This window comes from Aeromonas sp. SrichE-2G (assembly GCF_017939565.1).
GTDB lineage: Bacteria > Pseudomonadota > Gammaproteobacteria > Enterobacterales > Aeromonadaceae > Aeromonas > Aeromonas taiwanensis.
In genome coordinates this window covers 1,200,721-1,217,910 of record NZ_JAGKRG010000004.1, presented here as the reverse complement: position 1 = coordinate 1,217,910, position 17,190 = coordinate 1,200,721, and the positions used below count along the sequence as shown (strand labels likewise).

The 17,190-nt window shown below is 65.0% G+C and carries 14 protein-coding genes; 6 read left to right on the top strand and 8 right to left on the bottom strand.

The features are described from left to right. Positions 1–285 precede the first annotated feature (285 nt). A complete protein-coding gene (locus J9885_RS07440) occupies positions 286–1,305 on the bottom strand; it encodes an MBL fold metallo-hydrolase (RefSeq protein ID WP_246876814.1) in 1,020 nt (339 codons plus the stop codon). Positions 1,306–1,649: 344 nt separating this feature from the next. Here J9885_RS07440 and J9885_RS07435 point away from each other — a divergent pair, with 344 nt between their 5' ends. Continuing rightward, on the top strand, positions 1,650–2,612 hold the full coding sequence (locus J9885_RS07435) for a LysR family transcriptional regulator (protein ID WP_210548599.1): 963 nt from the start codon (positions 1,650–1,652) through the stop codon (positions 2,610–2,612). Between the two features lie 151 nt (positions 2,613–2,763). Here J9885_RS07435 and J9885_RS07430 read toward each other — a convergent pair whose 3' ends face one another. From J9885_RS07430 to J9885_RS07415, 4 genes are read right to left on the bottom strand one after another with little or no spacing between them, the layout of a single operon-like run. After that, positions 2,764–3,945 (bottom strand): glycosyltransferase family 4 protein, encoded by a 1,182-nt coding sequence (locus J9885_RS07430; protein ID WP_246876813.1) that lies wholly within the window; start codon positions 3,943–3,945, stop codon positions 2,764–2,766. Beyond that, positions 3,942–5,207 (bottom strand): glycosyltransferase family 4 protein, encoded by a 1,266-nt coding sequence (locus J9885_RS07425; protein WP_210548598.1) that lies wholly within the window; start codon positions 5,205–5,207, stop codon positions 3,942–3,944. The genes J9885_RS07430 and J9885_RS07425 overlap by 4 nt, the downstream gene beginning before the upstream one ends. Next, complete coding sequence (locus J9885_RS07420; RefSeq protein WP_210548597.1) at positions 5,204–6,592, bottom strand: O-antigen ligase family protein; 1,389 nt, start codon at positions 6,590–6,592, stop codon at positions 5,204–5,206. The genes J9885_RS07425 and J9885_RS07420 overlap by 4 nt, the downstream gene beginning before the upstream one ends. Continuing rightward, on the bottom strand, positions 6,580–7,899 hold the full coding sequence (locus tag J9885_RS07415) for an oligosaccharide flippase family protein (protein WP_210548596.1): 1,320 nt from the start codon (positions 7,897–7,899) through the stop codon (positions 6,580–6,582). The genes J9885_RS07420 and J9885_RS07415 overlap by 13 nt, the downstream gene beginning before the upstream one ends. 334 nt (positions 7,900–8,233) lie before the next feature. On the opposite strand from J9885_RS07415, the gene J9885_RS07410 reads away from it, so the two are divergent. From J9885_RS07410 to J9885_RS07395, 4 genes are read left to right on the top strand one after another with little or no spacing between them, the layout of a single operon-like run. Beyond that, a complete protein-coding gene (locus J9885_RS07410) occupies positions 8,234–9,010 on the top strand; it encodes an acyltransferase (protein ID WP_210548595.1) in 777 nt (258 codons plus the stop codon). Next, positions 9,007–10,206, top strand: a complete 1,200-nt coding sequence (locus tag J9885_RS07405) for a glycosyltransferase (protein ID WP_210548594.1) — start codon at positions 9,007–9,009, stop codon at positions 10,204–10,206. Before J9885_RS07410 ends, J9885_RS07405 begins: the two co-directional genes overlap by 4 nt. After that, on the top strand, positions 10,206–12,755 hold the full coding sequence (locus J9885_RS07400; RefSeq protein ID WP_349237379.1) for a hypothetical protein: 2,550 nt from the start codon (positions 10,206–10,208) through the stop codon (positions 12,753–12,755). Before J9885_RS07405 ends, J9885_RS07400 begins: the two co-directional genes overlap by 1 nt. 11 nt (positions 12,756–12,766) lie before the next feature. Next, positions 12,767–13,270 carry a hypothetical protein gene (locus tag J9885_RS07395; RefSeq protein WP_246876811.1) on the top strand — a complete coding sequence of 168 codons (504 nt, stop codon included), beginning with the start codon at positions 12,767–12,769 and terminating at the stop codon, positions 13,268–13,270. On the opposite strand, the gene J9885_RS07390 is transcribed toward J9885_RS07395, so the two are convergent. Together J9885_RS07390 and J9885_RS07385 are read right to left on the bottom strand one after the other, a co-directional pair. Further along, the gene (locus tag J9885_RS07390; protein ID WP_210548593.1) at positions 13,245–13,697 is read right to left on the bottom strand and encodes a hypothetical protein; all 453 of its coding nucleotides are present in this window, start codon (positions 13,695–13,697) and stop codon (positions 13,245–13,247) included. The genes J9885_RS07395 and J9885_RS07390 overlap by 26 nt on opposite strands. Next, the gene (locus J9885_RS07385) at positions 13,681–14,502 is read right to left on the bottom strand and encodes a hypothetical protein (protein WP_246876810.1); all 822 of its coding nucleotides are present in this window, start codon (positions 14,500–14,502) and stop codon (positions 13,681–13,683) included. Before J9885_RS07385 ends, J9885_RS07390 begins: the two co-directional genes overlap by 17 nt. Positions 14,503–14,590: 88 nt before the next feature. Here J9885_RS07385 and J9885_RS07380 point away from each other — a divergent pair, with 88 nt between their 5' ends. Beyond that, positions 14,591–15,439, top strand: coding sequence for a DUF1194 domain-containing protein (locus tag J9885_RS07380; RefSeq protein ID WP_210548592.1), 849 nt, complete (start codon positions 14,591–14,593; stop codon positions 15,437–15,439). A 290-nt stretch (positions 15,440–15,729) separates the two neighbouring features. On the opposite strand, the gene J9885_RS07375 is transcribed toward J9885_RS07380, so the two are convergent. Further along, on the bottom strand, positions 15,730–16,623 hold the full coding sequence (locus J9885_RS07375; protein WP_210548591.1) for an HNH endonuclease: 894 nt from the start codon (positions 16,621–16,623) through the stop codon (positions 15,730–15,732). Positions 16,624–17,190: the final 567 nt, after the last annotated feature.

Below are 17,190 nucleotides of genomic sequence, written 5' to 3'. Positions count from 1 at the left end.
CTCTTCACGTTGTGCAGCACTCCCCCTGTCCGGATATCCGTTGCGCACTCTCTGTGTCATCACAGATTGACGATGATGCTCGTCCTCAGGCCCCTGGTACCCCTGTCGAACGCCATCGGGATCATGGAGATGGTCGGTTTCTCTCTCTGCCACCCGCTTCGGCGGTGGTGACACCTGCCCTTGGGGTAATCCAGGGGCTCAAGGCATTCCGGCTCACGCCTCCCCCTTCGCACTCAGACTCCGGCGAACTGCCCCCGGGCACGGGGGCCTGATAGCCTGCCTCGCTCAGTCGCGCCACCATGGGCTGCCCTCATGGGGGCTCAGCACCTCCAGAGGTTCTCCCATGACAGGCGTGGTCAAGGGGATCTGCTGTTCGGCGGCCAGGCGGGCAATCTGCTCCAGCGGATCGTTCCAGCGGTGCATGGCCAGATCGAAGGTGCCGTTGTGCACCGGATAGAGCCATTTCCCCCCGAGATCGTGAAACGCCTGCGCCGTCTGCGTCGGGTGCATGTGCACCAGCTCCCAGCGCTTGTCGTAGGCCCCCGTCTCGAGGAAAGTCACGTCGAACGGGCCGTAGCGCCTGCCTATCTCCTTGAAGCCGTCGAAGTAGCCGCTGTCTCCGCTGAAGAAGAGATTGACCCCCTCCCCGCGAATGACCCAGGAGGCCCAGAGGGTCTGGTTGCCGTCCCCGAGGCCTCGGCCGGAGAAGTGCTGGGCCGGGGTCGCCACCAGGGTGACGCCGCCCACCCGGGTCTGCTGCCACCAGTCCAGCTCGCGAACCTTCTCCGCCGCAATGCCCCAGTCCCTGAGGCGCGCCCCTACCCCGAGGGGCGTGATGAAGTGGGCGACCTTCTCCTGCAGCGCCAGGATGGCCCCGTGATCGAGATGGTCGTAGTGATCGTGGGAGAGGATCACCCCCTCGATGGAGGGCAGCGCCTCCAGGGTGATGGGCGGCTGGTGCCAGCGTTTGGGACCGAACCACTGCACTGGCGAAGCCCGCTCGCTGAACACGGGATCCGTCAGCCAGAACTTGCCCTGCAACTTGAGCAGCAGGCTGGAGTGGCCGAGGCGCCACACGCTGTTATCCGGCGCCGCGATGAGCCCCTCCAGGGTCATGGCCTGCACCGGGATGGCGCGATCCGGCATCGTGCCCTCAGGCTTGGCGAACAGGAAGTCCCACCAGAGCCGGGCCCCTTCCCAGAGGCTTCGCGCCTGAGGTGTCACGGCATTGTTGAACTGGCCCCCGCGATATTGCGAGGAGTCCGGGTGTTCAGGCAGGCCCGGTTTGAGTAGAGATGCGATCATGCCAACCATTAGGGCTCCTTTGAGCAACCACAGAGAACGGCGCCCCCTCGGGAGGGCGCGGGAAGATGCAGACGGGTTCTGCATTCATGACACTCCTGACGGTGTTGTGTCTGGTGAATCAAGGCCGGCCCCTGCACGGGGCCACGCATTAAGTGAAACGGACAGTGATGGTACGGGCCGCAGTGCAGAAGCTGAAGTTATCCATCTTGTAGTCTCTCTGCACAAGGCTCTGACGCAGGGCACTTGGTCGATGGAGCGAACTATAAATGTGCGATAGACATCGAACTAGACGGCAAATGGATGAATCAGTTACAACTAAATGATGTAAATAGGTGAGATAAACCATGATCAGCGACTTGCGATCCATCACCATCTTTGTGCGCACAGTGGAGCTGGGGAGCCTCAGCAAGGCGGCACAGGCACAGCAGATTTCCCCACAGGCCGCCAGCAAGGCCTTGAAACAGCTGGAGGAGTATCTGGGGGTGCGCCTCTTTCATCGCACCACCCGCAGCATGTCCCTGACCGAAGAGGGGCAACGCTTCCTGGAGGCCGCCCAGCCCGCCCTGCTCGCCCTGCAGCAGGCCCTGTCGGCGGCGCGCCAGACCCGGGAGGCCTTCGCCGGCCCGCTGCGCATCGTCGGACCCCGCTCCGTGGTGCAGGGGGTCATCGGGCCTGTCCTGGACGAATACAGCCGGCTCTACCCGGAAGTCCAGCCGGACGTGCAGCTCGATGATCGCATCGGCAACTGGGTGGAGGAGCGGGTCGACGTGGGCCTGCGCATCGGCCTCTCGCCCCAGGAGGGCTTGATCGCGCGCCGCCTCTTCCCCCTGCAGCTTATCATCTGCGCCTCCCCCAGCTACCTGCGCAAGCACGGCGTGCCCCACACCCTGCACGATCTCGGCCTGCACCGTTGCAGCGTCTTTCGCCATGCGGGCACCGGCCACCTGGTTCCCTGGCACGTGAACGTCGGGGAGAACATACAGGAACACCTCGTGCGCCCCGCCCTCTCCACCAACGACGAGATGGTGGAGCTCGGGGCCGTTCTCGCTGGTGAGGTGATCGGCCAGCTCGCCGGGCCGACTGCGGCGGCGCACATTCGGGCCGGTCGCCTGGTGCCCCTGCTGCTCGAGCATATGATCGACGTCTACAGCCTGTTCCTCTATTACGGCAGCCGCGCCGCCCAGCCCGCCCGGGTCCGCCGCTTCATCGATCTGGCGGTCGAGCGCCTCACCGACAACCCGGAGTTCGTGCTCGGCGCCGAGGAGCTGCGCCAGGCCCATGGGCAGGGCCTCGCCGAGATAGGCTGATCAGCGCGGTGGTCACCAGAGTGATCAAGGAGAGAAATGCCCCGCACCGCTCGGGATGGGGGCACCTAAGGAGGACGCTCGGGTGAAAAACGCTGGCTGATGGCGCTGCGGCTGGGGCGCGAGCGTGACGCCCTGTCGCGCCTGCGCTCACTCATCGGTAGAGGGGCCGGCCCAGGTGGGGGTTTTCCTCCTCACCAAGCAGCCCCGCCATGTGGTCGATGATGCCCCGATAGGCATCGGCCGCGTGATAGTGCGCCATGGCATGAAGACGTGAAGCGTTTCCCACCTCGCCGGCCGCCTCTGGGGCGTCACTCAGTTCACTGAGCACCCGGGCAAGATCATCAGGGGCGTTTGGCTGGTATTTGAAACAGTGAACCCCCTCCACCAGGTGGCGATCCCACCAGGCCCCGTCAGACGGGATCACCACGCACAGGCCGGCCGCCATGGCCTCCAGAATGGAGAGCCCGAAGGGCTCGTGGTGGCTGGTCGATACGAAGATCCCGCACCCGGCCCGTATTTCGTCAAGATTGCCGGGGTTCTCATGCCAGCGGGTATCGGGCAGATCTGGCCGGGGTTTGCTGCAAGGTTGCAGTATGTTTCGCGGTTGCAGATAGCAGACGGTCAGCGGCACACGGGGCTCGGCAAGCTGCTGATGCGCCGCCAGCATGGTCTCCAGCCCTTTCCACTTGAGCAAGGAGGCCGCCCACAAGATGCCGGTCCCGCCCGAGGTCGCCGTCGGCCAGTCGGCCTCCCTCAGGCCATTGATGAAGGGCTGCCAGTGTACCGGGATATCCTGCTGCCCAAGGTGCGCCATCAAGGCCAGCAGCGACGGGCGGGCAGCCTCCAGATAGAAGACCTGGCTTGCACGCCACAGTGCCCTGGCTGACAGGCGAGAACCGCCAACGGGGCCGTGGATCAGCTGCACCACCGGGATCCCCGCAAACCGGGCCGCCCAGTAGCAGCAGAGATCCACGCCGGGGCCGGAGGCCGCCAGCAGGCCGCGCACCTCCCCCAGACGCCATATCAGCCAGAGGATCATCAGGGTCTGCCACCCCTGCTTGAGCAGATACCCCACGCCTGACTCGCGCCCCCGCAACAGGGCCGGCACCCGGAGGTGGTGGTGCCGGCAGGATGGCCAGGAGCCATGATCGGCGGTCAGGACATGGTGCTCCATGGCGGGCATGCGCTCGCTCAGGGCCTCCAGCATCGCCTCGGTCGCCACCTTGGAGCCCCCGCGAAACGGGATGGGATCCACCAGCACCAGCTTTGTCGTCGCGCTTGACCGCGCTCCCATGCCTGCCATTGCGGCGGCCGGCTCATGACGTTGATTCATGATTGCACTCCTTCGTCCGATGGGATGGTGAGGCTCCGGCTCCCGGCCAGCGCACCTTCCCCCGCAAGACCCACCCTGGCCAGCAGACGCTGCCCTACCCAGCGCACCATGCGGCCATAGGGGGCGCGCGCGGGGCTGTCCCAGCGCCCCGCCAGCGTCGCCGACCAGAGCTCGCTCACCTTCTCCACATAGCGTTTGACCGTGAACAGCTGGCTGGCACGCAATTGCCCCGCCCGCCCCAATCGGCTGCGCAGGGCCGGAGCGCTCAATCGCTGCCAGTGGGCCGCCATCTGGCGCCAGTTGCCGGGGTCGGCCAACAGGCCCGTGATCCCGTGCTCCACCACCTCGGGGATGCCCCCCACCCGATAGGCGCTGACCGGCAGCCCCAGCATGCCCGCCTCGGCCAGGGTCAGGCCGAACACCTCCTCGCGGGCGCCGGAGACCAGCAGATCCACTCCGCCCCGCAGGATGGCGGCGCTGTCAGGCCGCTCCCCGAGAAAGTGCACCCGCTCGGCCACCCCCAGCTCAGCGGCCAATGCCGTGAGCGCGGCCAGTTCGGGGCCGCTGCCGACAACCAGCAGCTGCGCCTTGCCCCCCTGAGCACAGAGCTCGGCCAGGGAGCGGATCAGCAGGTCCACCCCCTTGCGCTTGATCAGCGACCCTATGGTGGCCAGGATCAGCTCCCCCGCCGGCAGCCCGGGCAGGCTGCTGACGGGCCAGGGCTCACCCCGATTGAGCCGCATCTCGTCCACGCCGTTGGCGATGTGGACCAGCCGGGTGTGCTCGCAGCCATCCTCCCGCCAGGGGGCCAGCACCGGCTGGCTCACCCCGATCAGCACGTTGGCCTGATGCACCCGCAGGGTGAACCTGTCTCTGGGCTGATAACGGGCGTGCAGATGGCACACCAGGGGCACCTTCATCTTGCGGCACACCCCGGCCAGCCACTGGCAGGGGGCGGCGCTGTTGGCATGCACCAGGGTGATGCCGTGCTCGCCTATCAGCGCCTGCGCCCGCTGGCACAGGGCCCGGTGGGCGGCCAGATCGAAGCGGGGGGCCTGCCAGCCCAGCAGCAGAGAGAAGGGCTCGACCACCGCCTTCACCCCGAGCAGGGCGGCCTCCTCTGCCAGCTGCTGGCTGTTGCACCAGAGCAGGGGGGCAAAGCGGCTGCGATCCAGGTGGGCCAGCAGATCCAGCAGGCAGCGCTCGCTGCCACGGATCCAGTTCTCGCCGTAATGCACCAGCAAAATGGGGGTTGCGCTCATGACTCTGCTCCCTTTTCTTGTTTATCCCGCTCCGCCTCGGCCATGGCCATTTCCGCTTCCCTGGCCTGCCGGACATATTTGATGGCTGCCACCGCCAGCGACAGCTCCAGATAGATGGGCCAGGTAAAGCCCTGGGTCAGGAAGGACCCCGAGATGACGAACCCCACCATGCTCGCCATCACCCCCTGCATGGCTGTGACTACTGCAGGAGGCATGCCATCCAGGCGGCAGTGCCACGCCCGGTAGAGGGTCACCGCCACCATGCCGACAAACAGGGTCAGCCCCACGAAGCCGGTCTCCGCCAGTACCCCGAACCAGGTGGAGTGCACCGCGTGGTTGAGGCCGTCCCAGTGGGGGCTGTAGAAGAAGTAGTTGTAGTAGAAGTTGGAGAGCCCCACCCCGATGAGCGGATGGGCCAGCGCCATGCCCCAGGCGGCCTGCCAGGCGTAGAGGCGGCCCATGGCCGAGGCATCCACCCCGCTCTCCGCCGCCCCGCCGGAGGCCCTGTCGCTTATCCCGGCGGCGGCGAACAGCACCAGGAGCGCCAGGGTGCCGCACAGGATCAGCAGGGTTTTCGACTGCACCCGCTGCCAGGCAAAGAGGCCGCTCACCGCGCAGATCCCGAGCAGGCCGCCTCGACTCTGGGTGGCGATGATGGCGGCGGCCACCAGCACGAACCCCACCGCCCCCAGAATGCGCCCTCCCAGGCCGTTGCCCCGGTTGAGCAGCAGGCTCAGGGAGAAGCCGGCGGGAAACAGCAGCACCAGCGCCAGATCGTTGGGATCCCCCAGCACAGAGCCGAGCTCGCGCCCTATGGTGACCCGGGTCCCCTCCACCAGCCCGATGCCGCTGCTCTTGTTGTAGAGCGCCACCAGGGCCACCATGCAGCCGGCCACCACGAAGACCCGCACCGCCAGGGCGAAGTCCTCCGGCCTTCTCACCAGCCAGGCGGTGGCCAGCGTCATCAGGTAGATCTTGCTGTAGCTGCCGGTCCAGGTGGCGATCGCCTCCCCCCGGTTGCTGGCAAACAGCACCCCGATGGAAACCATCACGAAGAAGGCGGTCAACCAGCTGAGGGGCTGGCTCCAGTAGGGCTTGATGCGGCCGGTGAGCAGGGTGTGCCATATCAGGGCGCCGATCGCCGCCAGCGAGAAGAGCAGCGGGATCTTGAGGGGATAGAGCTGGGGAAACACCTCGTGCAGCCGGAAAAACGAGAAGGTGACGAACCCCAGCACCATCAGAAACGGCCAGCGCAGGGCAAACCAGATGGCGGGAATGGCCAGCCCCAGCACCGGCAGCAGCAGCGGGTGCGGCAGCCGCCACCAGAGTCCGGCCACCACCAGGGTGGCGGCCAGCCCCCAGAGGGCGTGGCTCAGGCGGCCCATTGCCCTGCCCACCACTGGCCGAGCCACATCATGGCAAGGGAGCCGGCACTGCTCGCCCACAGCATGGAGAGACGGTAAGGCAGCGGCAGCAACCGCTGGCTCACCAGATAGAAGGCGAGCGCCCGTACCAGGTAGACCAGCAGCAGGGTCCAGATCACCCCGGCCACCCCGAAGTGCGGAATGGCGAGCAAAAAGCCAAGGACGCCGAGCAGACTGCATCCCAGATTGATAATCATCTGGGCCTTGCTCTCCTCGCCGCTGAAGCAGCCGACGTTGAGCAGATCAGATACGTTGCGCACCGCCATCCCCAGCACCAGCAGCGGGATATAGGCGATGGCCCCGTGATAGCTCTCCGGGGTGAGCCAGCGAATGAGCAGGGGCGCGGTGAGCCCCACCACCCCGGCGGTGGCAAACCCCAGTACGGAGCCGAGCACGCTGTAGTGGGCGTTGAGACGCAGGCCGTCCGGCTCCCTGAGCAGCATGAAGCGGCGCGGATACCACCAGAGGGCGAAGGGTTGCAGCAAAAGTCCCACCGCCAGCGCCAGCTTGCCTGCGACCGCGTAGTAGGCCAGCAGGGCCTCGCCGACGTGCTCGGCCAGCAGCCAGCGATCCAGCCCGCTCAGGGCAAAGCCGGCCAGCCCGCTCACCACCAGTGGCAGGCCGTAGCGCAGCAGGGGGCGATAGTATTGCCAGTCAAAGCGGATGCCGCCATCGCGCCACTGCCAGAGACTCAGCAGCAGCGCCAGCCCGACGCAGGTGAGGGTGCCGGAGGCGAGCACCCCGCTCACGCCCCAGCCGAGCCAGAGCCACCAGGCGGTCAGCAGGGACTGGATCACCGCCTTGCCGGCGGTGGCCACGAAGAAGAGACGGGCCTGATTGCGCATCCGCAGCCAGGCCAGCGGCACCCCGATCACCCCCTCGAACGGCAGGGCGCAGAGCACCCAGCGCACATCGGCAAGGCGGGTTTCGGTTGGCAGCAGCCGCTGCACCAGGGGCGCCAGCCACCAGAGCAGCACCAGGCTCGCCAGGGCGATGATCCAGACCAGGCCGAACACCCACGCCACCACCTGCTTGCGCTCGCTCTCATCTGCCGCCATCCCGGCGAAGCGATAGAGGGCATCCACCAGCCCGAACCCCAGGATGAGGGAGCCCAGGTTGATGATGGTCAGCAAGACCTCCAGCTGGCCATACTCCCGGGGCGCCAGCAGGTGGGTCAGCACCGGCAGCATCAGCAGGGAGATCCCCTTCATCAGCAAGAGGCCGGCGGCGTAATAGAGCATGGCTATCTGGTTCACTCCGAGTCTCATAGGGCCTCCCAGCCACCGGGCAACGGATCGTGCTTACTCTGTTACCCGTCAATGCAAGGGGCACGCCAGCCAGGGTAGACACCGGGCACGGAGCTCGGCGCCCCGCGCTTTGCACCTGCGGCACTCGCACGGCAAGAATCAAGGTTCAGAATGAGACTCTTTTTTGCGTTTTGCAGCCCCGTCGGCGCAATTTGCACCGCGCACCGCCGCAAGACGCTCCTGCGGGTGGCCGGCGCATGCAGAGAGCCGGTTGGCCCGATCCCTGCTAGATCCCGGCTAGTCGCCGACAGTGACGCTCGGCCATCACGACAGCAGAGCCAGAGGAGAGGACGCCATGAACAGCATCAGCCTGTATCGGATGAAAGCCTGGGCCAAGCAGGGGGAGTCAGCCCAGGCCCGCCTCGTGTGGCGGCTCGCCAAGGGGGCCCGCAGCTGGAGCTTCCCGCTCATTCCGCCCCTGCACGGCCTGCTCTATCGCCTCTACCGGCTGGCAAGCCAGACTCTCGCCACCTTGGCCCGCACCCTCTGGTGGACGCCACTGTTCCAGTCCCGCCTGCGCGCCCCCGCCCCCCGCCTCTATCTCTATGGCGGCATCCCCTTTATCAGCGGCCCGGTGTCGATCGAGGTGGGGGCGGATTGTCGCCTCAGCGCCGCCATGACCATCAGCGGCCGCCCCTCGAGCAAGGCCCCCGCACTCAGGATTGGCAACAACGTCGGCATCGGCTGGCAGACCACCATCGCGGTGGGCAGCCAGGTGGTGCTCGGGGACAACGTGCGCATCGCCGGGCGCGCCTTTCTCGCAGGCTACCCGGGCCACCCGCTGGATGCCCAGGAGCGGGCCCGGGGGCTGCCGGATCGGGACGAACAGGTCGGCGACATCGTGCTCGAACACGACGTCTGGCTCGGCACCGGCGCCATGGTGATGGCGGGGGTCACCATAGGAGCCGGTACCGTGGTCGCCGCCGGCAGTATCGTGACCCACAGCCTGCCCGCCGGGGTGCTGGCCGCGGGGGTGCCGGCCCGGGTGCTGCGCCCCCTCGATGCGCAAGATTGCCGCGACGCGCTGGCAGAGAGTGCCGCCAGCCGCCTGAGTGAGGAGAAGCAGCCATGAAGCCGTCTAACGCACAGCCCCAACTGGTGGTACTGGGGGAAGATTGGGGCCAGCACCCCTCCAGCACCCAGCATCTCATCAAGCGCCTGCTGCCGGACTATCGGGTGCTCTGGGTCAACTCCATCGGCCTGCGCCGCCCCCGCCTCAATGTGCGCGACCTCGGCCGCCTCGGCCGCAAGCTGGGGGCCGTGCTGCGCCGCCCGGCCAAGGAGCAGTCCCCTGCCCTCGCCCCCCAGGAAGAGCCGACGCCCCAGGTGATGCCTCCGCTGGCGCTGCCTTTGCCCGGCAGCCCGTTGGCGGGGCGGATCAACGGCCACTGGCTGGCGGCCCAGATCCGCCGCCAGCTGCCCGAGCTCGACAGGCCGCTGCTCTGGCTCTCTCTGCCAAGTGCGGTGGATCTGGTGGGCAAGCTCGGCGAGCGGGCGGTGATCTACTACTGCGGCGACGACTTCTCGGCCCTGGCGGGGGTGGATCACGCCGCCATCGCCCGCTGCGAGGCCAGGCTGGTAGAAAAGGCAGACCTTATCCTGGCCGCCAGCCCGGCGCTGGCCAGCCGCTTCCCCCCCCACAAGACCCGGCTGCTGAGCCACGGGGTGGATCTCGGGCTCTTCATGCCCCCCCAACCCAGGCCGGCGGATCTGCCGAGCGGACGCCCCATCGCCGGTTTTTACGGCAGCCTGAGCGACTGGATAGACGTTCCCCTGCTGGCCGACACCGCCCGCGCCCTGCCCCACTGGGATCTGGTGCTGATAGGACCCAGGCAGACTGACTTGAGCCCGCTGGCCGGATTGCCGAACGTGCACCTGCTCGGCCCGAGGCCTCACCACACCCTGGCCGCCTACGCCCAACACTGGCAGGTGAGCCTGCTCCCCTTCGTCGACAATGCCCAGATCCGTGCCTGCAATCCGCTGAAGCTGCGCGAGTATCTGGCGACCGGCCGGCCCGTGGTCAGCACCGATTTTCCGGCCCTGGACGGCTATCGGGCGCTGGTGCACCTGCCCCGCCCGGGCGACAGCCTGGCCCAGGCCATCCAGCGCGCCGCCCTCGACGCCCCCGGGCAGGACTGGTTCCTGCGCTACGAGTGGGAGGCGCTGACCTGCCACGAGGGAAAAGCGCAGCGCCAGCAGGCGGTGGCGCAGCAGAGCTGGGATCACAGGGCCGATGAACTGAAAACCTGGCTGGCGGGGCTGGCCTGATGGGCTGGCTGGCGGCGCGTTTGCACAAGACGCTCTGGCTGCAGGTACTCGGCCTGCTCACCCTCAGCCTGCTAACAGGAAGTGCTGTGCTGGCGGCGAGCCGCCTTGATGGCCCCACCCCGTTGCCGCTCAGCGGCGAGCAGACGCCCCAGCGGCTCACCTTCGAGCGCCTGCCCTGGCCTGTCGGGGCGGATGACGAACTGGTGATCGAGGGTCACAATCCCGCGGCCGGCCCCCAGACCCTGATCCTGCGGGTCGACGACGCCGCCTCGGTCAACTACCGCAGCCGGGTCAATCTGGAGCGGATCATCCCCCCGGGCCCTTTTACCCTGCGCTTTTCGTTAAGCGACTGGCGCACCGCCCAGCCCAGGGCCCTGGCCCTCGACCGGCTCACCAGGCTCTATCTCTTTATGGCCGACGGGGCGGCGCCGCTCACCCTGACACGCTGGTACTGGTCCCCCGGGCTGACCCTGCCCGCCGGCACCATTGCCCTCGATCTGGGGGCGAGCGATGCCCCCCGTTTCACCGGTTTCGAGACCCTGGCGCCGGGGGATCCGCGTCTGCTGGGCCACCCCAGCCCGGTCTTGCGCCCCTCCGGCGATGCGCTGATCCGCGACGGGCTGCGCAACCTCGACGGCGTCAGACTGGAGGTGCCCAAGGGACGCTACCAGCTCACCCTCTGGCTCGACGATCCGGGCGAGTGGGAGTACCTGCCCCACCCCCTCGAGCGCAGCGTGCTGATCGATGGGGAACCGGTCTGGGCCGAGCGGTTGCAGCCGGGCGAGTGGCTGGCCCGGCGCTATCTCGCCGGCCAGCAGCAGGAGGCGCTGCCCAATCCCGATCCCTGGCAGCTGTTCGGTGCCCGCCAGGGGGGGCCGGTCAGCCTGGTGCTTGAGCACCCGGGCGGCCCGCTCACCCTCACCCTGGGAGGCAATTCGCCGGATGCGAAATTCCTCGCCGGCCTGCTGCTGGCCCCCTATCCGGCGGCGGACAAGCAGGCTGACGCCAAGACGGACGCTCCTGTGCTGGCCGAAGCCACCGGACGGGTGCTGGCTAAGCAGCGTCAGCTCTTTACGAAGAGGTGGGCCCTGGCCCCCTATTCGCAACCAGAATCCCCCGCTCGTCTCACCCTGACCCCCATCGCCCAGGGGCAACCGACCTTGAGTGCCAGGGCCACCCCGGCAGCCCCCGCCGCTCCCGTACTGGCCGCCCGGAGCAGCCAGCTGCTGCTGGAGTTCGTCATCGAAACGCCCGAGGATGACGCCGCCCCCCTGCTGGTGATCCAGCCGCCGGCGGCCAACGGCGTTACCCTGCCGCTGACCCCCTACCACGGCCAGTGGCATCTGGTGCGCCCCCAGGCGAGCGGCACCCTGCTGCTCCCCTCGGATCAGGAGCTGGTGGAGGGGGTAGCGGGGCTCACCCTCAAGCGCCGGGTGCCAAGGCGCCTGGTGCTGCATCTTCCCATTCCGAAAGATGCGCCGGCGGGGCGCTATCAGGGCAATATCCAGCTGCTCAGCCACCAGCAGCTGGTACAGCTGCCGTTAGAGGTCGAGGTGCTGCCCCTGATCCTGCCCGCCGCCAGCAAACCGGTCGGCATCTACCTCGACACGCCCCCCTACCTTGGCTGGTTCGGCCAGGGCCCGGAGCTGGCCAGCGCCCAGCTGGCCGCCAGTCGCTGCGATCTGGCGCGGCTTGCCGGGCTTGGAATAAGCGGCGTGGCCCCCGCCCTGCCCCAGGATGAAGCCGGGATGGGCACCACTCAGGAGGAGGCCATCGGCCTTGGTTTTCACATGCCGCTGCTGGCCTACGCCTCCCTCAAGCGCTGGGGCAGCGACGCCAACAGCCGGCTCGATGCCTGGCAGCAGCGCCAGGCGGCCTTTCGCGCCCAGGGGCTGCCGCCCCTGGCCTGGAGCCTGTTTGACGAACCCGACCTCGCCACCCTGCCCGCCATTCAAGCCATGGCCCGCGAGATGAAACACCGGGATCCTGCCGTGGTGCGGGCCGGTCACTTCAACCACCCAGCCCAGGCGCCCTTGCTTGCCGAGGTGGAGATAGCCCTGGTCAACGCAGGTTTCGGCGCCGACAAGGCCGATGTGGAACGGGTGAGGGCCGCCGGGGCCACCCCCTGGTTTTACAACCTCGGCACCCCGCGCGCCGCCGGCTTCTACCTCTGGCAGAGCGGGGCCGAGGGTTATCTGCAGTGGCACGGGCGCATGCCCACCGCCCTGCCCTATGACCCCACCGACGGGCGCGAGAGCGACTTTCTGCTGCTGGGCCCGCAGGCCTGCGAGGCCCATCGCCTCTCCTACGATCTATTGCTGCTGCAACAGGGCATCGAGGATCTGCGCTGGCTCGCCTGGCTCGAGCAGGCGGCGCGCCAACAGGTGGAGGCAGCCCTGCTGCTGCAGCGGCTGCGCGAGGCGGTCCCCACCCGCTGGCAGCAGGCCGAAGCGCTCCCCGCCAACCGCTGGGCCAGCTTTCGCGGCGAGATTGAACAACTGGCCAAGCGCTTGAAAACATTGCAAACTGGAGCCCATTCATCCCCCTGACTGGCCAGCTTATGCCGCATCAGAACGTCACCAACATAAAGGCTTGCGGGCGCCAGAGTGCCGGGCGTCGTCCCCGTCACATCAAGCTTGCCGCTGGCTTGCTGCTCTCTTTGCTACTTGGCGGTTGTGCCCGCCAGACGCCCACCGAGGATCCCCTGCCCATGCTGGCGCAACTGCGCCAGCAGCAGTTGGCCGAGCAGGCCCAGCTGTCGCTGACTTATCAGGAGGAAGCGGTGATGTTGGCGGCGCATCAGGAGCAGCAGCTGCACCAGTTTCTCGGCCAGCGGGATCCGGCGAAGATAGCCCTTATCAGCGGCCCCGGGCCGCAGACCGACCTTCTGGAGAGTGCGCGCCTTGCCAGCAGCCGCCTTGGCAAGCTGACCGGCCTGCTCAGTGCCCGCGCCATCGAGATAGAGCCGCGCTACGACCCCATGCTGGCCCCGAACACCCTGCTGATCCGGGTGCTGCCCACCGACGCGGCGAGCCCTCTCAGCGAGGCTCACCAGGCGCAATAAGGGCAAGGCAGGCCCCGGGCAGCGCGACCCGATAGAGGGGGGCTGGCGCGTTTCCCCACAACGTGTTCCAGCCCTGATGGAAGCGATAGGCCAGCAGCGGCGGCTCAGAGTGCCAGCGCCCCTCGAACATCACCCCCTGCAGCCGGCCAGCCCCTGCGAGCCGCACCGACATGGCCTCCCGATCCGGGGCCACCGCCATCGCCTGCAAGACACCGTCACAATCGGGGTGGCGCAGCCGGTAGCCCACATAGGTGCCCCCCAGCACGGGGCGCGCCCCCTGCATCTGCCAGCCGAGCTGGCTGAGCTCGCGCAGCATCTGGCGCGTACCATCCACCGGCTGGCGGTGCTGATAGCGCCACCCCATGGCGCCGGTGGAGGCGAGCGCCACCAGCAGCAGCCAGAGATACCCCCTAGGCACTCCTTTCATGGCGCCCCCTTATAAACAGCAGTGTCATCACCAGCAGCATCACCAGCCATTGATAGAGCTGGGCAAGCGTGCCGGTATGCAGCCAGCCGTACCAGCGCAGATCCAGGCTCATCAGCACCAGACGCAGCTGGTTGCTGCCCATATAGCAGAGCAGGACCAGCCCCAGCAGGGGCAACTGGCGATGCAGGGCCCGCCCGGGGGCCAGCCAGCAGGAAGAGACCAGCCAGGCCAGGGCCACCAGATAGAGCTGGGAGAACGAGGAGCAGCCCTTGAGCACGATCAGGGCATGCCCCCCCACCCGCTCGATGCGATTGCCGCTTTGCACCGTCTCCCACCCCAGCAGCTGCAGCCACTGGCCCACTCCCCAGGCATCGATCGCCAGTACGGGGCCGGAGAAGAGGGCAAAGAGCTGCTGCCCCCACAACACGGCCAGGGTGAAAGCCACCACTATGTGCAGCACGGCACGCTCGTCTGCCCCCTGCTTGCGCCGCCACAGGCTCGCGACCAGCAGCAGGCAGGCCAGCGCCTTGCAACTGGCGCTCGGGATCACGCTCAGCAGCGAGAAGCACAGTAGGCTGGCACGGCCAGGCTGCCAGTGCGCTGCAACCCGCGATGCAATTTGCCACCAGCTGGCGATCAGCAACACCACCAGCAGGTTGAACTGCCCCGTGTTGAGCCACACCATGGCCCACTGATTGACCAGCCCCAACAGCAACCAGTTGGGCGCCCACTGCCAGGGACGGATCTCCATCGCCTCACCCCGCTCTCTTGCACACGCATCCTGGCTGGAGACCGCAAGTTCCATGCCCGCTTCGGACCGCCTGCAAAGTGGCACGCTTTATTCATTACTCTGGTCGGCACTGAGTTCCAGGCCCAAGGAGAAGGAGCGAGCGATGAGACTCAAACCGTTGGCTGGGCTGGTGGGAATGCTGCTGGTCAGCGCCCCCGCCTACGCCCTGACTGAAGTGGATACCGAGCTGCAACTGCTGATGGATGTGTCGGGCAGCGTCAGCGCGTCCGAGTTCAACCTGCAGTTGCAGGGCTATGTGGACGCCTTTTACAGCCAGGCGGTGCAAGACGCCATCCTGGATACCAGCGATGGCAAGCTGGGCTCCATCGCGGTCCAGATGGTGATGTGGAGCGGCACCACCCAGCAGGCGGTGATGACCGACTGGTTCTACCTCTATGACATGACCTCCATCAACGAGTTTGCCGCCACCCTGGACGCTCTGGTGCGCCCCTACTCGGGGATGACGGCGCCGGGCTCGGCCATGCAATTCGGCGCCCTGCAGTTCGATACCAACGACTTTACCGCGACGCGCCAGGTGATGGATGTCTCCGGTGACGGGATCCAGAATGCAGGGCTCGATACCGCCACGGTGCGGGATCAGCTGCTCGCCTCCGGCATCGACACCATCAACGGTATCACCATAGGCCAGGACTACCCCGATGGGGTGCTGCAGGATTGGTATCTGAACAATATCGCCGGCGGCGAGGATGCCTTCGTCATCAACGCCACCACCTTTGCCGATTTTGGCAGCGCCCTGGAGCTGAAACTCGCGGCCGAGATTGAGGGGGGGATCATCCCGGAGGGGGCGCTGGCGGCCCCCATCGAGGAGATCCCGCTGGCGGCCCAGCTGCTGCTCGGCATGCCCTTGCTGCTGGCCTGGCGCTATCAGCGTCGCACTCAAGGCCGCAACCAGCAGAACGTCGGATGGCAACGGATGCCGGTCATCGGCTAGTTTGTCACCCCGAGTGCAGAGATTAGGGAGCTGATGCTCCCTGATTTATTGCTGCCACCATGGCACCACGGACATAAGGCTTGGAAACGCCGAATATTGAAAGTCTCACTTGATGCGTTAGTTAGACTTGATGTACGTTTTAAAACTTAACTCATCGCGAATACCTACTCTACTTCCGTCCGGGTCATAGATATTAATTGTGGCACCCCATTCACTTTCAATGCAATCATCAGCGGCGAACGAGCTCAAGCTAAGCAACTTACATCCTTTTAAACAACTTGTTATACGCCTCACTTACGCAATCTTGCTTTCAGTTTTTCGGGAAGCAGCGCTGGCTTAGTTCGATGAAGCATACGGTGACAGTTAGAACAAACTACGCAAACATCATCTAGCGTACTGTGATATGTTTCATTTTTTTCAGCCAACGGATTTTTATGATGGCATTCAATGAAACCTGCTCCTAATTCATCGCCATATACAGCTCCAAAATCAAACTCACATATTTGACATATAAAGCCATATTTCGCCTTTGCATCTTTTACTAGTTGTGAATTGCGTTTAAAATAAGAAGCTTCTCGAACCTGCCGTTCACCCTCAGCGTATTCCTGCTCAGGAGAGTTTTCCTGAACTTGATAGCTGTTATAAGCATAAGCCTCATAATCCTCTCGGAGAAGGTGATGAACATAACCACTTGGGCCACCAAAATGCTCTAGCCTTTCACCTTTCACCCGATAAACATTTCCTGCAGGTCGAAACTTCGGAAGATATTGAACATCTTGCTTAAACTGGGTCCAAGTAAGTTTAATGGACTGTGTTTTGAAAAAGAAGACATAAGGGAAGTGAGTGCTACCCCATAAGAAATTTGATAACTCCAATAACTGCTCTTTCCAAAAGCATTTCACGTGACAAAGAGCGGGAATCTCCTCATTCCCGCCAGTTGTTTTTATGAGGAGCATTACATCATTAGCTTTCAGTTGACGAATGACACTCTTCGCGCCGGCTGGAACCCCCCAGACATTACACCAACCGTCCGGAAACTCAGCCATTAGATTAGCTTTAATCTCTGCTTTAAGATGAACCGGGCTATGTTCAACGATATCTGAAACAGCAACATCGCCAAATATTGTTTTAGGGAAGTCTGCGTTAGCTCCTTTTAAACCAACATCATGGAAAAATAACTGCATAAAACTCCCTCTAAGCTGATACCTATAAGGTTGGAATTAAGCGGCGCCTAAGGCGTTAGCTTGGATGAATATTTATATTGCAGGCCGACAGGGCTTGCATATTCTGTTGGTACGACACTTAGAGCGACGAAACTTAGCTGTAACTACGACAGAGGGCTGGCCAAGAAGTGAGTGAATTAATGCTTCAGCCTCAGCTTTTTCCTGTGGCGAGTAAGACTTGAATAGGACTCGAGCCTTTTTCTCGTACATGCGCCTTGCAAGTAGAGGTGCAAGTTCGTGGAGCATTGGCCCCTTATCTTCAAAAAGAGAAAATGACTCAAACGTTACTAAGAGTCCGTGACCTTGTGGATGTGTGGTCCATGTGGGACTTACGCCAACCCAATTGACTCGCCCCGCAATTCCATAAGACTGAGGTTCGCTGCCATAACCACCAACGCCGATAACAGCATCAAAGCTCCAGCTGCGGACGCGGCCCATGCAGCCGTTTATTCCGAATTCACCCGCAGAATTTGGATCGCCTATGTGAGTTCTTTTGTAGGTTAATATCCGCATTACCAACCAGCCTCT